The organism is Rhodococcus sp. SMB37, from assembly GCF_004345605.1.
In the GTDB taxonomy this organism is placed as follows: domain Bacteria; phylum Actinomycetota; class Actinomycetes; order Mycobacteriales; family Mycobacteriaceae; genus Rhodococcus.
In genome coordinates this window covers 96,077-112,178 of sequence record NZ_SLVY01000020.1, presented here as the reverse complement: position 1 = coordinate 112,178, position 16,102 = coordinate 96,077, and the positions used below count along the sequence as shown (strand labels likewise).

Genomic DNA, 16,102 nt, shown 5'->3' with positions numbered 1-16,102 from the left:
TGACCACCGTTGTGCCGCCACGGCTGGAAATGATCCGACACCGTCGCCGAATCCATCCCGTGCGCCTCGGCGAGCACCCCCAACTCCACCAGTTCGCGCGGACCGAACTGCTCGGCCGATGCCTTGTAACCCAGCTTGAGCATGTGTGTGACCTCCGAAAGACGACGTCGTATGCGGTCGACCGAGGTCCGTAAGGAACCTCGGCGGTTCCAGCGTTCTTGGCAAAACTTCTATTCTCGGCAAACTTCAGGTTTCGTGACCAACTTCGCGATCACTGCGCGAGATCGCGCACGTTCTGCTAGAAATAATGCACACTTTCGCGCATAGGTGTCAACATTTATGCGCATTCTGCGTGTCGGTGCGCTATGGTCGTCACCAATCCAGCAGTACCCCACCTCGAGCACCCCACACCGACGACCGAACCGAGGAGTATTCGTGTCCGCGAGCGCACGACGACGTGAGATCTTCACTCGGGTACTCGCCGACGGTTATGTCGACGCGAAGACGTTGTCGGCCGCGCTGGGTGTCGATACCTCCACCATCCGGCGCGACCTCGATTCGCTGGCACGGGACGGCAAGGTGGAACGCACCCACGGCGGCGCAAGAGCAATCGACGGCGCGTCGTTCGAAGTCCCGTACGCACTCAAACAGGATGTGCGCCGCGCCGAGAAATCGGCGATCGCGTCGGTCGCGGCCGCGCTCGTGTCCGACGGCGACAGTGTCGTTCTCGACAGCGGCTCCACCACATACGAGGTCGCTGTCGCGCTGCGCGAGAAGTCGTCGCTGACCGTGCTCACCAACGATCTCCGCATCGCAAAGTTCGTCGCATCGTTCCCCGATGTGCGACTGCTGGTGTCCGGGGGTGAACTGCTCGGCTCCGTTTACACGCTCATCGGCGACCATGCCGTCCGGTTCATGTCGCATTATTCGGCCGACTGGGCGTTCCTCGGGGCCGACGCGATCGACCCGGCCGCCGGCATCACCAACAACAACACCCTCGAAGTTCCCATCAAACGCGCCCTGATCGCCGCCGCCGCACACACGGTCGTCGTCGCCGACCACGCCAAGTTCGGGCAACGCGCACTCGCGAAGGTAGCTGCGCTCGACGAGGTGAGCACGATCGTCACCGACTCCGAGCTCGGTGACGACCAACGCGACCTCTACGGCGACAACTTGACGATCGCGGAGGTGCCCACCTCTTCATGACCTGATACGCAGACCGGTTTCCGACGAGAAGAAGAAGACCTCACCGGATTTCGGAATCAGGTGGATCTCTTCACCGTTCGTGATCGGAGTCCGCCGATCCCATCGCACGACGACCTTCCCCGCCCCGACGGTCAGGTCTTCCGCTACCGCGTGGACGAACGACTCGGCACCCAGTTCCTCGACGAGCACCGTCCGCAATGTCCACGACCCCTTCCGCCACGCACCGACGGGGGTCCACGATTCCGGCCGCACCCCCAGCATCACGCGGCCAGAGTCGACCGACCGGGGTGCCGGAACCTGCAGCGCACCGAGTTTCGCCGCCCCTTCCTCCACCGGGACCTCGATGAGGTTCATTCCGGGAGACCCGACAAATCCCGCTACGAAGGTGTTTACGGGATCGTCGTAGAGCGTGCGCGGCGCCGCGACCTGCTGCAGCCGCCCGCCGTCGAGCACGGCGACCCGATCGCCCATCGTCATCGCCTCGACCTGGTCGTGGGTGACGTACACCGTTGTGGTCTCCAGTCGGCGTTGCAGCTCGGCGATCTGGGCGCGGGTACTCACCCGCAGTTTCGCATCGAGATTCGACAGCGGCTCGTCCATGCAGAACACCGCCGGGTGACGAACGATGGCCCTCCCCATGGCTACTCGCTGACGCTGACCACCCGACAGCTTGCCCGGTTTGCGATCGAGCAGCTGTTCGAGTTCGAGCATTTTCGCGGCCTCGAGCACACGCTCCGTGCGCTCGGGCTTCTTCATTCCAGCGTTCTGCAGCGCGAACGCCATGTTCTCCGCCACCGTCATGTTCGGGTACAGCGCGTAGTTCTGGAACACCATCGCCACATCCCGGGCCTTGGGTGGCAACCCCGTCACGTCGCGCCCGCCGATCTCGACGCGGCCTGAATCGACCGCCTCGAGACCGGCGAGCATGCGCAGACTCGTCGATTTCCCACATCCGGACGGACCCACCAGCACCAGGAATTCGCCGTCCGTGATCTCGAGGTCGAGCGAATCGACTGCCGGGCGGTCCGAACCGGGATAGCGGTGCGTGACGTTCCGGAAACTGATCTGGGCCACTGGGTTCGTACCTCTGTCTGTGAATTGTGCGCTTACAGGTTGGGGGTGATCTGACGATCGATGATCTGCTGCAGCTGGTCCTGGATCTCCGCGAACGTCATTGCAACGTCGGCGTTCTGCAGCGCGATCTTCTCGAGTCCGGTTCCGATCACCTGGTCGGCACCCGGAACGAACACGCGGGCGTAGTCCTGCGAGCGAGTGACAGCGAGCTGGTCGACGGCGGTGCGCGCGTTGGGGTTCTCGTCGAGGTACTTCTTCATCTCGTCGTTCTCGACCGCGGACTTACGGACCGGCATGTATCCGGTGTTCTGCGAGAAGTACGCCGTGTTGTCGCCGTTGGTGACGAAGTCGACGAACTTCAGCGCATTGGCCTTGCGCTCGTCGGAAATACCTGACGGGATCGCCAGGCCGGCACCGCCGGTCGGGCAGCCGGGTCCGTCGGGTGCGGGCAGGAATGCGGTGCCGAATTCGAAGGCCGCGTTGCTGGTGATGCCGGACAGGTCACCGGTGGACGCGATCGTGGACGCGAGGAGACCGGCCGAGAAGTCGTTGGCGATGTCGTTCGAGACGGACGCGTATTTCTTGGTGTGGATCATGTCCTTCAGGAAGGCGCCGGCCTCGAGGGTCTTCGAATCCGTGAACTTCAGGTCCCAACCGTCGGAGTAAGCGCCGCCGAAGGTCCAGATCGGACCCTCGAACGTCCAGCCGAGGTAGTCCGCGGCATTGCCCCAGCCGTGCGCCCACTTTCCGCTGCCGACGACCTCCTGGATGCGAGGTCCCCACTCGTCGAACTCCGCCCACGACTCGGGGCCGCGGTCGGGCAGCCCGGCCTGGGTCCACACGTCCTTGTTGTAGTAGAACAGCGGCGTCGACCGCGCGTAGGGAAGCGCGAAATGGCTCCCCTCGTACAGATAGTCGGCGAGGAGTGAGTCGACGTAGTCGCCGGTGTCGACGCCGACAGTCGAGAACAGATCGTCGAGCGGTGCGATGGCGCCGGTGATCGCATAGTTGAACCACCACACGTCGGACAGGACGACGACGTCCGGCAGGTCGCCACCGGACAGTGCCGCGTTGAACTTCTGCGACACCTCTTCGTAGTTCTTGCCACCATCGATCAGGTTGACCGTCAACTCAGGGTTCTGCGCCTGGAAACGGCTGATCAGTTCCTTCTCGATCTCGATGGACTTGCCGGGGTGATTGGACCAGAAGTTGACAGTGGTCGCGTCACCGGCCGCCCCCGAGCCCGATGCGCTGGACGAACCACTCGAGCCGCCGCCGGTTCCCGCGCACGCGGCCAACGCCGCGCTCGTCGCGACAAGACCCGTCAGCCCCAGGAAGCCGCGCCTGTTCAAATTCCTGATGTCGATACCCATTACCAGCTCCCTGAGTGTTCAGCCCTTGACCGCACCGGAGGTGAGGCCCTTGATCATGTGTCGTTGCAGGAGAAGAAAGACCACGAGGATCGGGAGCATCGCGAGCACAGTGCCCGCCATGACCGGACCCCAATTGGTGACGCCGTCGTTGTTCTGGAGCAGCGTCAGGCCGATAGGCAGCGGCGCTACGGATGCGTCGTCCGCCATGAGGAACGGCCAGAGGTACTCGTTCCACTCGTTGACCACGGTGATGATCGCGAACGCCACCATGGTCGGGCCTGATACCGGCAGCACGACCCGCCACAGCAGCCGCAGCGGGCCGGCCCCATCCATCCTTGCGGCCTCGATGATCTCGGCCGGAATCGACAGGAAGTGGTTTCGCATCAGGAACGTTCCGAAGGCGACGCCCGCGAGTGGAACGATGATGCCCTGGAAGGTATTGCGCCATCCCCATTCCGCGACCAACGCGTAGTTGGAGATGACGGTGATCTGGTTGGGCACCATCAGAGCCGCGATGATTCCCAGGAACACGAGGTTCTTGCCGGGGAAACGCAGAAATACCAACCCGTACGCGCTGAGCACACCGAGGACGAATTTCACGCCCGCGAGAATCGATGTGATGATCACCGAGTTGCGGAGGAACGCGAAGAACTCCACGGACTGCACGGCCTCGGAGTAGTTCTGGGGATGGAACACGGCCGGCCACCAGGTCACCGGGATCGTATAGATGTCCGGGCGCTCCTTGAAGGAGGTCATGACGATCCAATACAGAGGCAGTCCCACGATGATCAGGACACACAGCATGGCGGCATAGCCGAACACCTTCACGAGACGTTCGCGGCGCGCGTGGGTGTCGGCGTCCACCGGCTCGGGTTCGACGTAGGTGGTGGGACGGTCGGCGAGAGCGGTCACTTATGATCCCCTCGATCCATGATGCGGACCTGGTAGACGGTCACCGCGAGCAGCACCAGGAACATGATGGTGGCCACGGTTGCCCCGTATCCGGCGCGGAAGTTGCGGAACGACTCGTCGTAGATCTGGAACACCATGGTGGTGGTACCGGTGCCGAGCGGTCCGCCGCGCGTCATCACATTGATGATGTCGAATACCTGGAACGAATTGAGCAACACCGTGATCGACAGGAAGTATGTGGTCGGGCGAAGCTGAGGCAGGATGACCCTGCGGAACGTGGTCCACCCGGACGCCCCGTCGATCGCTGCGGCCTCACTCAGTTCGGAGCGCAGTCCCTGCAATGCGGCGAGATAGATGACGAACGTGTAGCCGAGGTTCTTCCACAGGTAGGTCAGTGTCACCATCACCAACGCCCAGGTCGGGTCCTGGTAGAAGTTGGGCGATTCGATTCCGATCCGGGCCAGAACGTCCTGGACGAGGCCGAAGTTCGGATCGAAGACGAACTGGAAGGCGACACCGACGGCGGCGCCCGAGATGACGAACGGCGCGAACAGCGCGGAGCGGACCAGATTGCGGCCGATCAGCTTCCGATCGAGGAGCAGAGCGAGGCCGAGCCCGATCACCATCGAGCCGATGACGGCGGCCGCAGTGAAGAAGAGTGTGTTTCCGACGATCTGCCAGGTATCGGATCTTCCGAACCATTCACGATAATTGTCGAATCCGATGAACGTCGAAGTGGGACTGGAGATGTTCCACTCGAAGAACGAGAGCCGGATGTTGTCCACCAGGGGGCGATAGGTGAACAGGATCAGCAACGCGACGTTGGGTCCGACGAGCACCGCGAACAGCGCGTAGTCGGTCCACGGACGGCCGCGTAGACCGCGGCTCGTCTGCGGCAGTGTTCGTTCCGGACTCGATGGCACCGAGGCAGTCTGTCCGCCATCTACGAACAGGTGGTTACGAAAAGAAGGCGCCCCCTACCCTTCCGAGCGAATGTCTCGTTCGTCTCGGAAGATCGAACCGATTCACTCGCTCGGTCTGGTAGGGGGCGAAACTCGGCGCTCGCTAGAGGTTCCAGTCTCCGAGGCCGTCCCAGCCGTTGAGGACGCCACCGCCGGTGTTCTGCACGATCACCGGGTCGCCCTTGCGGGCATTCTCGTAGAACCACTGGCCGTCGGCGGTGCTCACATTGAGGCAGCCATGGCTGGTGTTGGTGTTGCCCTGCGCCCATTCGGACCACGGGGCGGCGTGGATGAAGATGCCGCTGTTGGACATCCGCGTCGCGTACTCGACGTAGGTGCGATAGCCCTCGGGGTCGTCGACGGGCACACCGTACGTCGACGAGTCCATGTACATGTCGCGGAACTTGTCGCCGACGATGTACGTGCCGTTCGGGGTTTCGTGGCCGGGCTTGCCGAACGAGGTCGGCATGGTCCGGACCACCTCGCCGTTTCGGGTCACGGTGATCGTCTTGGTGTTGTCGTCGGCCACGGTCACGAGGGCATCGCCGATCGTGAACGAGGAATGCGCCCCGCCGGCCCGGACGTCGACGGTGGTGTGCGCGGGCCAGAACTCGAACGGCTTCCACCGCACCTGCTGGTCCGACGCCCAGTAGAAGTGGCCATCGACGGCCGGCTCCGAAGTGATCTTGATGGCACGTTCGGCGGCAGCGCGATCGCCGACGGGTTCGTTGAACCGGATGATGATGGGCTGCGCGACGCCGACCGTTTCACCTGAGGACGGATTCAGGGCCGGATCCGAGAACGGTGCCGCCGGCTCAGGGGCCTGCGGGATCGGGAGTTGCGGTGCGCCCGGGATCGCCGGTGCGAGACCCTCGATCAGGTCTTCGACACTCGGTACCTCCGGGCCGCCCGGCCACAGCGGCGCGGCAGCCGCGGGGCCGGCCATCGCGAGTGCGACTGCGCCGGCACCCGTGAGAGCGGCGACGAAGCGGCCGACCCGGCGCGTGGCACGGTGACGACTCTTGGGCATGGACTGCTTCACAGACATCGACAAATTACCCATCGTTCGACGGTGCGTCGCGTTTTCACATCCCCGACCGCGGCGCTGGCGTACCTGGTCATTACACACACCGACCCGGCGTCGAGCAATTCGGGCAGCGGAGCGAATGTGCCGTTCACACTTGGGAAGGAGATGAACGGCACATTCATTCAGTGCGATTCGAGACCGTGCGTGTCAGGCATCGGGCCTCGACGCTGCGAGCATTTCCTCGATCGAGACGAACTTCAGGCGCGACCGCCCGGACGCCTTCCCGCGTGCGCGTTCCTGCTTGTCGATGGCCTGCCAGCCCTTGTAGTCGACGTACTCGGGGCGACGCTCGGCGATCAGCGCGTCGAGCTTCTCCCGATCCGCGACAGGTTCGGCGAGACGACCCGCGATGAAGTCCTCGACGACTTGCGCGACGGTCTCGGCCGAGCACTGCTTGTTGGTGCCGATCACGCCGCTCGGGCCGCGCTTGATCCAGCCCGCTGTGTAGACACCCGGGACGGGGTTGCCGGTTTCGAGGTCGACGACCTTGCCCGACTCGTTCGGGATGACACCCTTCTTCTCGTCGAACGGGAGACCCTCGACGGGTGTGCCGCGGTATCCGATCGAGCGGAGCACGAGGCCGGTCGTGAGTGTTTCGGTCTCGCCGGTGGGGCGGGCGTCCAGCCGGCCGTCGGACTCGACGAGTTCGTTGCGTTCGAGGGTGATCGACTCGACCTCGCCCTCGCCCGCGATCTCGACCGGCGACGCGAGATACCGCAGCACGATGCGCTTGTTGTCGGGGTTCGGGGTGTTCTGTGCGTACCCCTCGACCTGGCGCATCTTGAGAGCGATCCGAGGCTCGACCTCGGGATCGTCGAGGACGGCCTGACCGGCCGCATCCAGTTCGATCTCGGTCGGGTCGACGATGACGTCGATACCGTGGAGCTGCCCGAGAGCGAGCAGTTCGGGGTTGGTGTACGCGGCCTGGATCGGGCCGCGACGACCGACGACGACGACCTCTCGGATGTTCGAGTTCCGCAGCGCCTCGACGGCGTGCTCGGCCATGTCGGTGCGAGCGAGGTCATCGGGGTTCATGACCAAGGCGCGTGCGACATCGAGTGCAACGTTGCCGTTGCCGATGATCACGGCGCGTTCGCCGGACAGGTCGAACTGCCGGTCGGCGTAGTCGGGGTGGCCGTTGTACCAGGCGACGAACTCGGTGGCGGCGTGCGACCCTACGAGGTCTTCGCCGGGCACACCGAGCTGGCGGTCGCTCGATGCGCCGACCGCGTAGATCACGGCGTGGTGGTGCGCGAGGAGTTCGTCGTGGGTGATGTGCGTGCCGACCTCGACGTTGAACCAGCACTGGGTGTTCTTGTGACCGATAGCGCTGCGGAAGACGTCGCCGACACCTTTGGTGGTCTGGTGATCCGGCGCGACACCGGCACGAACCAGCCCGTACGGAGTGGGCAAGCGGTCGAACATGTCGACCCGGACGCTCGAATGCGAGACGAGTTCCTGCGCCGCGTAGCACGCGGCCGGACCGGATCCGACGATCGCGACGCGCAGCGTTCCGAGATCGGCCGGGATCTTCTTGCGGCTACGCAACTCCGGCCAGTCGGGGCCGATCGGGTACCGCTCGTAGTACGCGGCGTTGATCTCGAGGTACGGCTCCTGCTCGGGAGTGATCTCGTTGTCGGCGAAGATTGCGTCGACCGGGCATTCGTCGACACACGCACCACAGTCGATGCAGGTCTCCGGGTCGATGTAGAGCATCTCCGTCGTTGCGAACGGCGCCTCGTCGGGTGTCGGGTGTATGCAGTTGACCGGGCAGACTTCGACGCATGAGACGTCGTTGCAACATGCCTGGGTGATCACATAAGCCACTTCGCTACCTGCCTGAGAGTGCCGGGTGGGGTCGTCGGAACCCCAGACTATAACACGTTACAGATTTGGTCGAGAATCATATTATCCAAATCTTAGCAGGCCGCTCCCGGTGGCGAGAATGCGCTATTCGGACAATTCGTCGCCGGACTCGATCCGGAATCCGATCTTGAGCGTAACTTGCGTGTGCGCGACAGCACCGTCATCGATGTGGCCGCGCGTGTTGACGACTTCGAACCATTCCAGGTGGCGCGTCGTCTCCCCGGCCCTCGCGACAGCCTTGGCGATCGCGTCGTCCACCCCGACCGTCGACGATCCGACGACCTCGATCACTCGGTACACATGACTCATGGCGGCGCTCCTCACATAATCGGCACAGAGCATGAATGCCCTGCTCCGGATACTGCCCGCCTCGCCCTGCTCTTCGTGCCGGAACGGGAATCTCCGCCGCACGTCGAGGCAGGGGCACTCACGCTTTCCTTGCCAGGTCGCGTGCCTGCGCGCCGAGGCGGGCCAGGCGCAGATCGCCGAGCGGGATCGCACCGGCGCCGAGCCGGTTGGTGGTGAACGCGAGCGACAGACCCGACTCGAGGTCGGCGAACGCTCCCGAACCACCCACTCCGTAGTGCCCGAGTGCGCCCCGCGGCCGCTCGGTGCTCGCGAAGACGGGCTGGTGGTATCCGAGTCGCCACGCCATCGGGACACCGAGGACGTAGTCGTGGCTGCGACGGCGCACCCTGCTCATCTCGGCGATCGTCCCGGGATCCAGGAACCGCCGACCGTCGAGTACTCCCCCGGCCGCGATCGCCCCGTACATCCGTGCGAGAGAACGCGCCGTGAACACGCCGTTCCAGCCGGGCATCACCGCATCGTGCACCGCCGGGTCGCGGACGAGGTCGTCGAATCCGTCGGGCATCCCCGCCTCCGCGAGCCCGCGCGTTGGTCCGATCCTCGACAGCACCGCCGCGCTCACACCCCAGTTCAGCCCCATCGGACTGATCCGGGGAAACAGCGGTGCGATGCGGTGTCGGTCGCCGGCGGGAACCCGGTACCAGAAGTCGCGGGTGCCCAGTGGCCGGGCAATCTCCTCTTCGACCACGTCGACGAACGGCTTCCCGGTGACCCGCGCAGCGATCTCCGCGACCAGCCAGCCGTAGGTGACCGCGTGATAGCCCGATCCGCGGTGACGACGCTTGTCGGGATGTGCCGCGGCGAGCGCGGCGACCGTCCGGTCGTAGTCGAGGATTCCGTGAGTGCCGGGTACGAGACCGCGTACGCGGTGCAGACCGGCGCTGTGGGTCATCACGTCGGCGACGGTGATCGAGTCCTTGCCGCCTGCCGCGAACTCCGGCCAGTACTGCGCTACGGGGGCGAAATAGTCGATCAGGCCGCGCTCGGCGAGTCTGTGCACGACGGTCGAGGCGACGCCCTTGCCCGTAGAGAACGACAGCGTCATCGTGTCGCGGGTCCAGCGCCGGTTGCGATCGGCCCATCCTGCCCAGATGTCGAGGACCATCTCCCCGTGCAGATACGCGGTGAGCGCTCCGCCGCCGTGCTGCGGCTCCTTGTAGAGGGCGAAGAAGCGGTCGGCGAGCGGTAGGAACCTCGAGTCGACGTGCATTGCGGTCGGGGGCAGTTCTCGGACACCGTGCCCGCGTGAAGCCTGCTCACGGTCGATCGCCCGGACGCTCATCGGTACCTCCGCTCGGATGTTTCCGACACGCTACGTGCCCACACGGGTCCGGGGAAGGCCTTACATACAGATTGTCGGCAGTCCGGGAATTATCGGACCACGGGTTTCTCGGACTACGGCGCTGTCGCGTACTGGAAGGATCCGTACACGACGCAGCCCTGGCCGGTCGTGAGGTTCGCCGCCAGTGCCATCTCTCCCACGCACAGGACCGGATCGGTAGCGTCACCGATGAATGCCTGCGACCTCGGACCGGTCGCTACCAATGCGGTACCCGGCTGATCGAGCACACCGAGCGCGAGGGACTCGGCGCCCACGCCGACGGCGGCAAGGAGTCCTCCGGCACTCTCGGCAGCTCCGACACCACCGTCGAGACCGACGGCTCCGACCCTCGAATCCCCTCGGGAATCCGCGAAACCCACTCCGCCGCCCCCATGGCTCCATGCGCCTCCTGGCCCCTCGGTGTTCGCACCACATGCTTCGGTCCCGAGGATCTCGACGGATTCCATCGGGGCACCGGGAGGGGCCGAGCAGGTCAACGATTGCGCCGGCGCCGCAGCCAGCAGAGCACCACCGATTGCCGCAGCCAGCGCCATGCCTACCACCGACACCCGGCCCGACATCTTTGCCCAGGTCACACCTGCGGCCCTCCAACGGTCAGAAGAACTACCTTCGGGTAACAGTTTAGGGAGGTTCGTCCTGTCATGCTCCACAGCGCGGTCACAGCACAGTCTCGGTCAGGTGTTGTTCCCGCCGCTTTGCCCACTCTTCAACTCCCGGTCACGACTGGGTTGCACTCGCTTCGGTTCGCCCGGCATCTTGGGGTGGTTCGGCGGGTAGGGCAGATCACCGAGCCCGGCAGCCTCGTCGCGGTCTGCCATCTCGAGGAGAACATCGATCGAATGCGCGGCATCGTCGAGCCCGGACATCGGATCGGGTCGCCGAGTCAGTAATGCGGGTACCGTCGCGATCGTGAAATCGTCCGGCTCGGCGTTGGCGAGTTCGTCCCAGCTCAACGGTGTCGACACCGTCGCGATCGGTGTTCGCCGCACCGAATACGCCGACGCGATGGTCTTGTCACGCGCATTCTGATTGAAATCGAGGAAGATCCGCTCACCGCGCTCTTCCTTCCACCAGGCAGTCGTCGCGCGGTCATCACTGCGTCGCGCCACCTCCCGCATCAGCGCGATCCCGGCGCGGCGCACCCCGACGAAGTCCCATTCCGGAACGATCCGCAGATAGATGTGGATTCCGCGGCCACCGGACGTCTTCGGGAAACCCGTCAACCCCAATTCGTGGAGCAGCGGCCGCACCACATCGAGCGCGACCGCGCGGGCGTCACCGAAATCCGTCCCCGGCTGCGGGTCGAGGTCGATCCGGAGTTCGTCGGGCCTGTCCGTGTCGCCGCAGCGCACTGCCCACGGATGGAACGTCACACATCCGAGGTTGGCCGCCCACACCACATCCGCCGCCGAACGCACGCGCAGCGCATCGGCCTTGCGACCGGACGGAAAGGTGATCTCGCACGTCGCGACATGGTCGGGCCGTTTCGCGGGTGCGCGTTTCTGATAGATCTCTTCACCCTCGACACCATCGGGAAAACGCTGGAGATGGGTAGGGCGATCCCGGAGCGCATCGAGAAGCGGTGCACCCGCGGACGTCGTGATCGCACGGTAGTACTCGACGAGGTGACGTTTGGTGCCGCCCTCCGCACCGAGCCTGGGGAAGTAGATCTTGTCGGGGTTCGACAGCCGCACGGGCACACCGTCGACGTCGAGTTCTTCCGCGGGTGATCGTTTCGCTGTCGCCACCGTCAATCCTCCGTCCGGTCCAGTACATCGGCAAGGTCGTAGCGCACAGGCACCTCGAGTTGGTCGTACGTGCAGCTCTGTGGGTCGCGGTCAGGTCGCCAGCGGAGGAATCTGGCCGCATGCCGGAATCGCATCGCCGTCTCCGGAGTCCCCTCCATCTGGTCGTATGCGACTTCGAGCACCCGTTCCGGACGCAACGGGACCCAGCTGCGATCGGCCGCCGAACGCCATCTCGTCTGTTCACCGTCGGCGACCACGTCGTCGCCCACGCGCAGCGGTTGCAGCTCGGCGAGCAACTCCTGACGCCTGACCGTGGTAAACGCGGATGCGCCGCCGACCATCGCGAGTTCGTCACCGTCGTACAGCCCCAACAACAGTGAGCCGACCCCGTCGATGCTCTTGTGTTTGCGGTATCCGATGAGCACGCAGTCGGCGGTGCGTGCATGCTTGAGCTTGATCATGTCGCGTTTGTCGGGGCGGTAGATCCCGTCGAGCTTCTTCGCGACCACGCCGTCGAGACCAGCGCCCTCGAACTCCTCGAACCACCGCATCGCGGTCGCCGCGTCGGTGGTCGCGGCGGTCAGATGGCAGCTCGGGCCGCCACCGACGGACTGCTGCAACCTCGCACGACGACCGGCGAACGGCTCCTCCATGAGGTTGTCGTCGCCGAGAGCCAGCATGTCGAACCCGATGAATTGTGAGGGAGTCGCTTCCGCGAGTATCGCGACACGGCTCGCCGCCGGATGGATCCGCTCCGACAACGCCTGCCAGTCCAGCCGTGTACGACCATCGCGTTCACGCGGCACGACGATCTCTCCGTCCACCACGCAACGCTCGGGAAGTTCGGCCCGCACGTGCTCGACGAGCTCCGGGAAATACCTGGCGAGGTCCTTGCCACCACGCGATGCGAACACGACCTCGTCTGCATCACGGAACACTATGGCGCGGAAGCCGTCCCACTTCGGCTCGTACGACCACTGCGCCGCACCGGAATCCGGTTGTTCCGGCACCTTCGATGAGGCCTTCGCCAGCATGGGCGCTATCGGCGGTACGACGGGCAGATCCATGATTCTCATCGTTGCATCCGGATGCGCTGCGCGTGCTGGTTGCAACCGATCAGCCTTTTCACCGACCCATTTCACAACGTCGACATAAGGCCCATGAACTCGATCACACCGATGCTTGTTTCGTGAGGTCGGAGAGGGTGTTCAGCAACCATCGCGCGAAGCGAACAATCCAGTTCCGTACTCTGTGCAGCCATGATCACTCTTCGCCGTGCGGCCGGTCTTGCTGTCGCAGCCGTTGCCGCAGTGTCGTTGGTCGCCGGCTGTTCCGACGATGTGGAGCTCCGGGCCGTGCCCGAAGCCGGCTCGTCGGCGACGGAATCGTCGGCCTCGCCCAGTTCCTCGCGCACGACAACTTCGGCTCCGACCACCTCGGACAGCCCGTCTGCGTCCGATCTCGATCTGGAGGTCGACGCCGAGATCGGCGACTGCGTCCTGCTCGGCGGCACCGTCGACGACGCCACGATCGAAGAAGCAACCTGCGGCAGCGACGACTCCAACTACCTCGTCGTCGACATCGTGACGACGAGCGACGAGTGCAATTCCGACCAGTCCTACTACGAGTCCATCCGCGGCAACGAGCTCGGCGCGCTGTGCCTCGATATCGACTGGCAGGTCGACGATTGTATGGATCTCGGCGGTGAAGACCCGAAACGGATCGACTGTTCGGAGACAGCCATCGAGGGCGAGAAGGTCACCGAGATCCTCGAAGGCACCACCGACGTCAACGACTGCTCCATCTCCGACAGCGGCTTCGTCTACGAGGAGCGCGAGATGGTCGTGTGCGCAGACTCGTTCTGAGTCGTTCCCGACAGACTCGTTCCGAGTCGTCCGCCAGCAGTCCCGACTCGACCGCGGCCGGACTTGTCGGTGCCGGCAGACACAATGCCGGATGAACCACCGACCATGTCCATCGAACGGATAGGGGAACTGCCTGTGACGCCCTGGCCCGACCTACCCCTTTGCGCGTTCGACCTAGAGACGACCGATCGCGACCCGAGGACGGCCCGCATCGTCAGCGCCTGTGTCGCGACGTTCGACGGGGAACGCATCCACTCCCGCACGTGGCTGCTCGATCCCGGCATCCCTATTCCCGCCGAGACCACCGCCATCCACGGCATCACCGACGAACGCGCCCGCGCCGAAGGTATGGACTACCGGGCCGGCTATCTCGAGATCCGCGAGGCGCTGCTGGAGGCGTGGCGCCGGGGGCACATCGTCGTCGCATTCAACGCGAGCTACGACTTGACGGTGATGGACGCCGAAGGGACGCGCCTCGGACTACCCGCCCTCGGGTTCGGGCTCGTCGCCGATCCGTACGTCATCGACCGGGAAATGGACCGCGGACGGTCGGGAAAACGCACGCTCGCGGCGGTGTGCGACGCATACGGGGTGACGTTGTCGTGCGCGCACGAAGCCGAGGCCGATGCACTCGCCGCCGGTCACCTCGTGCGCGCGCTCGTCGCTCGCTTTCCGCAGCTGGCAGACCTCGACATCATGGCCGATCAGGCCGCGTGGCACGCCGAGCGGCAACGGAATTTCGCCGTGTATCTGGAAGGCCTCGGCCGCGACTCCACCGATGTCGACGGCGGTTGGCCGTTACGCGGCGCCTCCAGCGTCGACGTGCTCGAACGCCCCGCGAGCACCGTCGCGGAGCCGTGGACGACGCGACTTCGGCGACGGGCCCGCGCGTTCTTCGAGCGGTTTCGTCGCACGTAGGGTCTTCCGGCTAGATCCCTCGTCCTGGGTTGAGGATCGAGGTGGGGTCGAACGCGGCCTTCACCTTGCTCATCAGTTCGCGCTCCACCGATCCGACCATCTGCTCGAGGTACGGCTCCTTGAGGACTCCGATGCCGTGCTCGCCGCTGATCGATCCACCGAGTTCCAGGCATTCCGCCACCATGTCGTCGAATGCCAGCCGTGCGCGGCGCGTGTGGTCGTCGTCGGCTGCGTCGAACACGATGGTGGGGTGCAGATTGCCGTCTGCGGCATGTCCGAACGTACCGATCACGAGGCCGTGTTTCTCAGCGATCCGCTCGATCGCCGACAGCATCTCGGGCAACCGTGGAACCGGAACCGCGAGATCGTCGAGCAAGGTACTGCCCTGGCGTTCGAGGGCAGTCAACGCGACCCGGCGCGCATGCATGAACTCCTCACCCTCGACCGGGTCGTCGGTGTCGTACACCTCGGTTGCGCCGATCTCCGTGCACACGGTGGCACACGTCTGGGCCTCGGCACCGGCTTCTCTGCCGTCGCACTGAATGAGCAGGAGCGCGCCCGCTGATTCGTCGAGTCCCATGTGCGTCATCTCGTTGACTGCGGTGATCGTCGTGCGGTCCATCAGTTCGAGCAGGCAGGGTTCGGCGCGGTCGCGGATGGCCAGCACCGCTTCGATCGCCTGCGCCGTCGACGGGAATGCCGCGACGACCGTCGACGCCGCGGTCGGTGCCGCCCGGAGCCGCATGGTGGCCTCGACGATGACGGCGAGTGTCCCCTCCGACCCGACGAGCAACTGGGTCAGGTTGAGCCCGGCGACATTCTTCCTGGTCACTGCGCCGGTGTGGATGATGCGCCCGTCGGCGAGTACGGCTTTGATCCTGGCCACGTGGTCGGCGGTGACTCCGTACTTCGCGCAGCACGTGCCGCCCGCGTTGGTTGCGAGGTTGCCGCCGATGGTCGAGATGGCGCGACTTCCGGGGTCGGGCACGTACCAGAGTCCGTGTTCGGCGACCGCAGCCGCCAGGTCGCCGTTGATCACGCCCGGCTGCACCGTCGCGGTCCGCGCAGCCGTATCGATGTGAAGGATCTCGTTCAGCTTCTCGACGCTGAGCACGATGCATCCATCGAGCGCGTTCGCGGCCCCGGCCAGGCCTGTTCCTGCGCCGCGCGTCACCACGGGCACACCGTATCGGTGGGCCCACTTCATCGTTTCGACCACGTCGTCGGTGTCGCGTGCCCGGACGAGCGCCAGCGGCATTCCCGCCTCGGTCAGCAGCGACTGGTCGCGGCGGTACGCGAGCATCCGATCCGGGTCGGTGACGAGCGCGTCGCCGAGTGAGCTGAACAGGTCTTCGATGTGCGCGGAACCAGCCATTCGAA

15 protein-coding genes and 1 pseudogene are annotated in these 16,102 nt (G+C 65.0%); 3 read left to right on the top strand and 13 right to left on the bottom strand.

Going from position 1 to position 16,102, the window contains the following annotated elements; genetic code table 11:
• Positions 1-143 (bottom strand): annotated as a pseudogene (locus tag EV641_RS25565) (glucose-6-phosphate dehydrogenase (coenzyme-F420)); the annotation flags it as partial.
• Positions 144-435: 292 nt separating this feature from the next.
• On the opposite strand from EV641_RS25565, the gene EV641_RS25560 reads away from it, so the two are divergent.
• Positions 436-1,206, top strand: coding sequence for a DeoR/GlpR family DNA-binding transcription regulator (locus tag EV641_RS25560; RefSeq protein WP_054717590.1), 771 nt, complete (start codon positions 436-438; stop codon positions 1,204-1,206).
• On the opposite strand, the gene ugpC is transcribed toward EV641_RS25560, so the two are convergent.
• The 11 genes from ugpC to EV641_RS25505 all read right to left on the bottom strand — a co-directional run bounded on the left by ugpC (position 1,201) and on the right by EV641_RS25505 (position 13,006).
• Positions 1,201-2,280: a sn-glycerol-3-phosphate ABC transporter ATP-binding protein UgpC gene (gene ugpC / locus EV641_RS25555; protein ID WP_132475658.1), complete on the bottom strand. Its 1,080-nt coding sequence runs from the start codon at positions 2,278-2,280 to the stop codon at positions 1,201-1,203. The two genes, EV641_RS25560 and ugpC, sit on opposite strands and share 6 nt — an antisense overlap.
• A gap of 32 nt (positions 2,281-2,312) precedes the next feature.
• Complete coding sequence (locus EV641_RS25550) at positions 2,313-3,641, bottom strand: ABC transporter substrate-binding protein (protein WP_132475685.1); 1,329 nt, start codon at positions 3,639-3,641, stop codon at positions 2,313-2,315.
• Positions 3,642-3,671: 30 nt separating this feature from the next.
• The gene (locus tag EV641_RS25545; RefSeq protein WP_241997469.1) at positions 3,672-4,517 is read right to left on the bottom strand and encodes a carbohydrate ABC transporter permease; all 846 of its coding nucleotides are present in this window, start codon (positions 4,515-4,517) and stop codon (positions 3,672-3,674) included.
• Positions 4,518-4,561: 44 nt separating this feature from the next.
• A complete protein-coding gene (locus EV641_RS25540; RefSeq protein ID WP_054717596.1) occupies positions 4,562-5,488 on the bottom strand; it encodes a sugar ABC transporter permease in 927 nt (308 codons plus the stop codon).
• Positions 5,489-5,630: 142 nt separating this feature from the next.
• On the bottom strand, positions 5,631-6,557 hold the full coding sequence (locus EV641_RS25535) for an Ig-like domain-containing protein (protein ID WP_241997463.1): 927 nt from the start codon (positions 6,555-6,557) through the stop codon (positions 5,631-5,633).
• Positions 6,558-6,761: 204 nt separating this feature from the next.
• On the bottom strand, positions 6,762-8,441 hold the full coding sequence (locus tag EV641_RS25530) for an FAD-dependent oxidoreductase (RefSeq protein ID WP_132475655.1): 1,680 nt from the start codon (positions 8,439-8,441) through the stop codon (positions 6,762-6,764).
• A gap of 123 nt (positions 8,442-8,564) precedes the next feature.
• Positions 8,565-8,789, bottom strand: a complete 225-nt coding sequence (locus tag EV641_RS25525) for a dodecin (RefSeq protein WP_054712891.1) — start codon at positions 8,787-8,789, stop codon at positions 8,565-8,567.
• Between the two features lie 118 nt (positions 8,790-8,907).
• The gene (locus tag EV641_RS25520; protein WP_132475652.1) at positions 8,908-10,131 is read right to left on the bottom strand and encodes a serine hydrolase domain-containing protein; all 1,224 of its coding nucleotides are present in this window, start codon (positions 10,129-10,131) and stop codon (positions 8,908-8,910) included.
• Between the two features lie 113 nt (positions 10,132-10,244).
• Positions 10,245-10,766, bottom strand: coding sequence for a DUF6764 family protein (locus tag EV641_RS25515; RefSeq protein ID WP_241997462.1), 522 nt, complete (start codon positions 10,764-10,766; stop codon positions 10,245-10,247).
• A 99-nt stretch (positions 10,767-10,865) separates the two neighbouring features.
• The gene (locus tag EV641_RS25510) at positions 10,866-11,939 is read right to left on the bottom strand and encodes a DNA polymerase domain-containing protein (protein WP_054712877.1); all 1,074 of its coding nucleotides are present in this window, start codon (positions 11,937-11,939) and stop codon (positions 10,866-10,868) included.
• 2 nt (positions 11,940-11,941) lie between these two features.
• Entirely contained in the window at positions 11,942-13,006 is a 1,065-nt protein-coding gene (locus tag EV641_RS25505; protein WP_132475649.1) for an ATP-dependent DNA ligase, read from the bottom strand.
• Between the two features lie 192 nt (positions 13,007-13,198).
• Between EV641_RS25505 and EV641_RS25500 the strand changes: the two genes are divergently transcribed.
• Both EV641_RS25500 and EV641_RS25495 read left to right on the top strand, forming a co-directional pair.
• Positions 13,199-13,804: a hypothetical protein gene (locus EV641_RS25500; protein WP_054712885.1), complete on the top strand. Its 606-nt coding sequence runs from the start codon at positions 13,199-13,201 to the stop codon at positions 13,802-13,804.
• 135 nt (positions 13,805-13,939) lie between these two features.
• On the top strand, positions 13,940-14,722 hold the full coding sequence (locus EV641_RS25495) for a 3'-5' exonuclease (protein ID WP_132475646.1): 783 nt from the start codon (positions 13,940-13,942) through the stop codon (positions 14,720-14,722).
• A 10-nt stretch (positions 14,723-14,732) separates the two neighbouring features.
• On the opposite strand, the gene EV641_RS25490 is transcribed toward EV641_RS25495, so the two are convergent.
• Positions 14,733-16,097, bottom strand: coding sequence for an FAD-linked oxidase C-terminal domain-containing protein (locus tag EV641_RS25490; protein WP_054712874.1), 1,365 nt, complete (start codon positions 16,095-16,097; stop codon positions 14,733-14,735).
• Positions 16,098-16,102 lie beyond the last annotated feature (5 nt).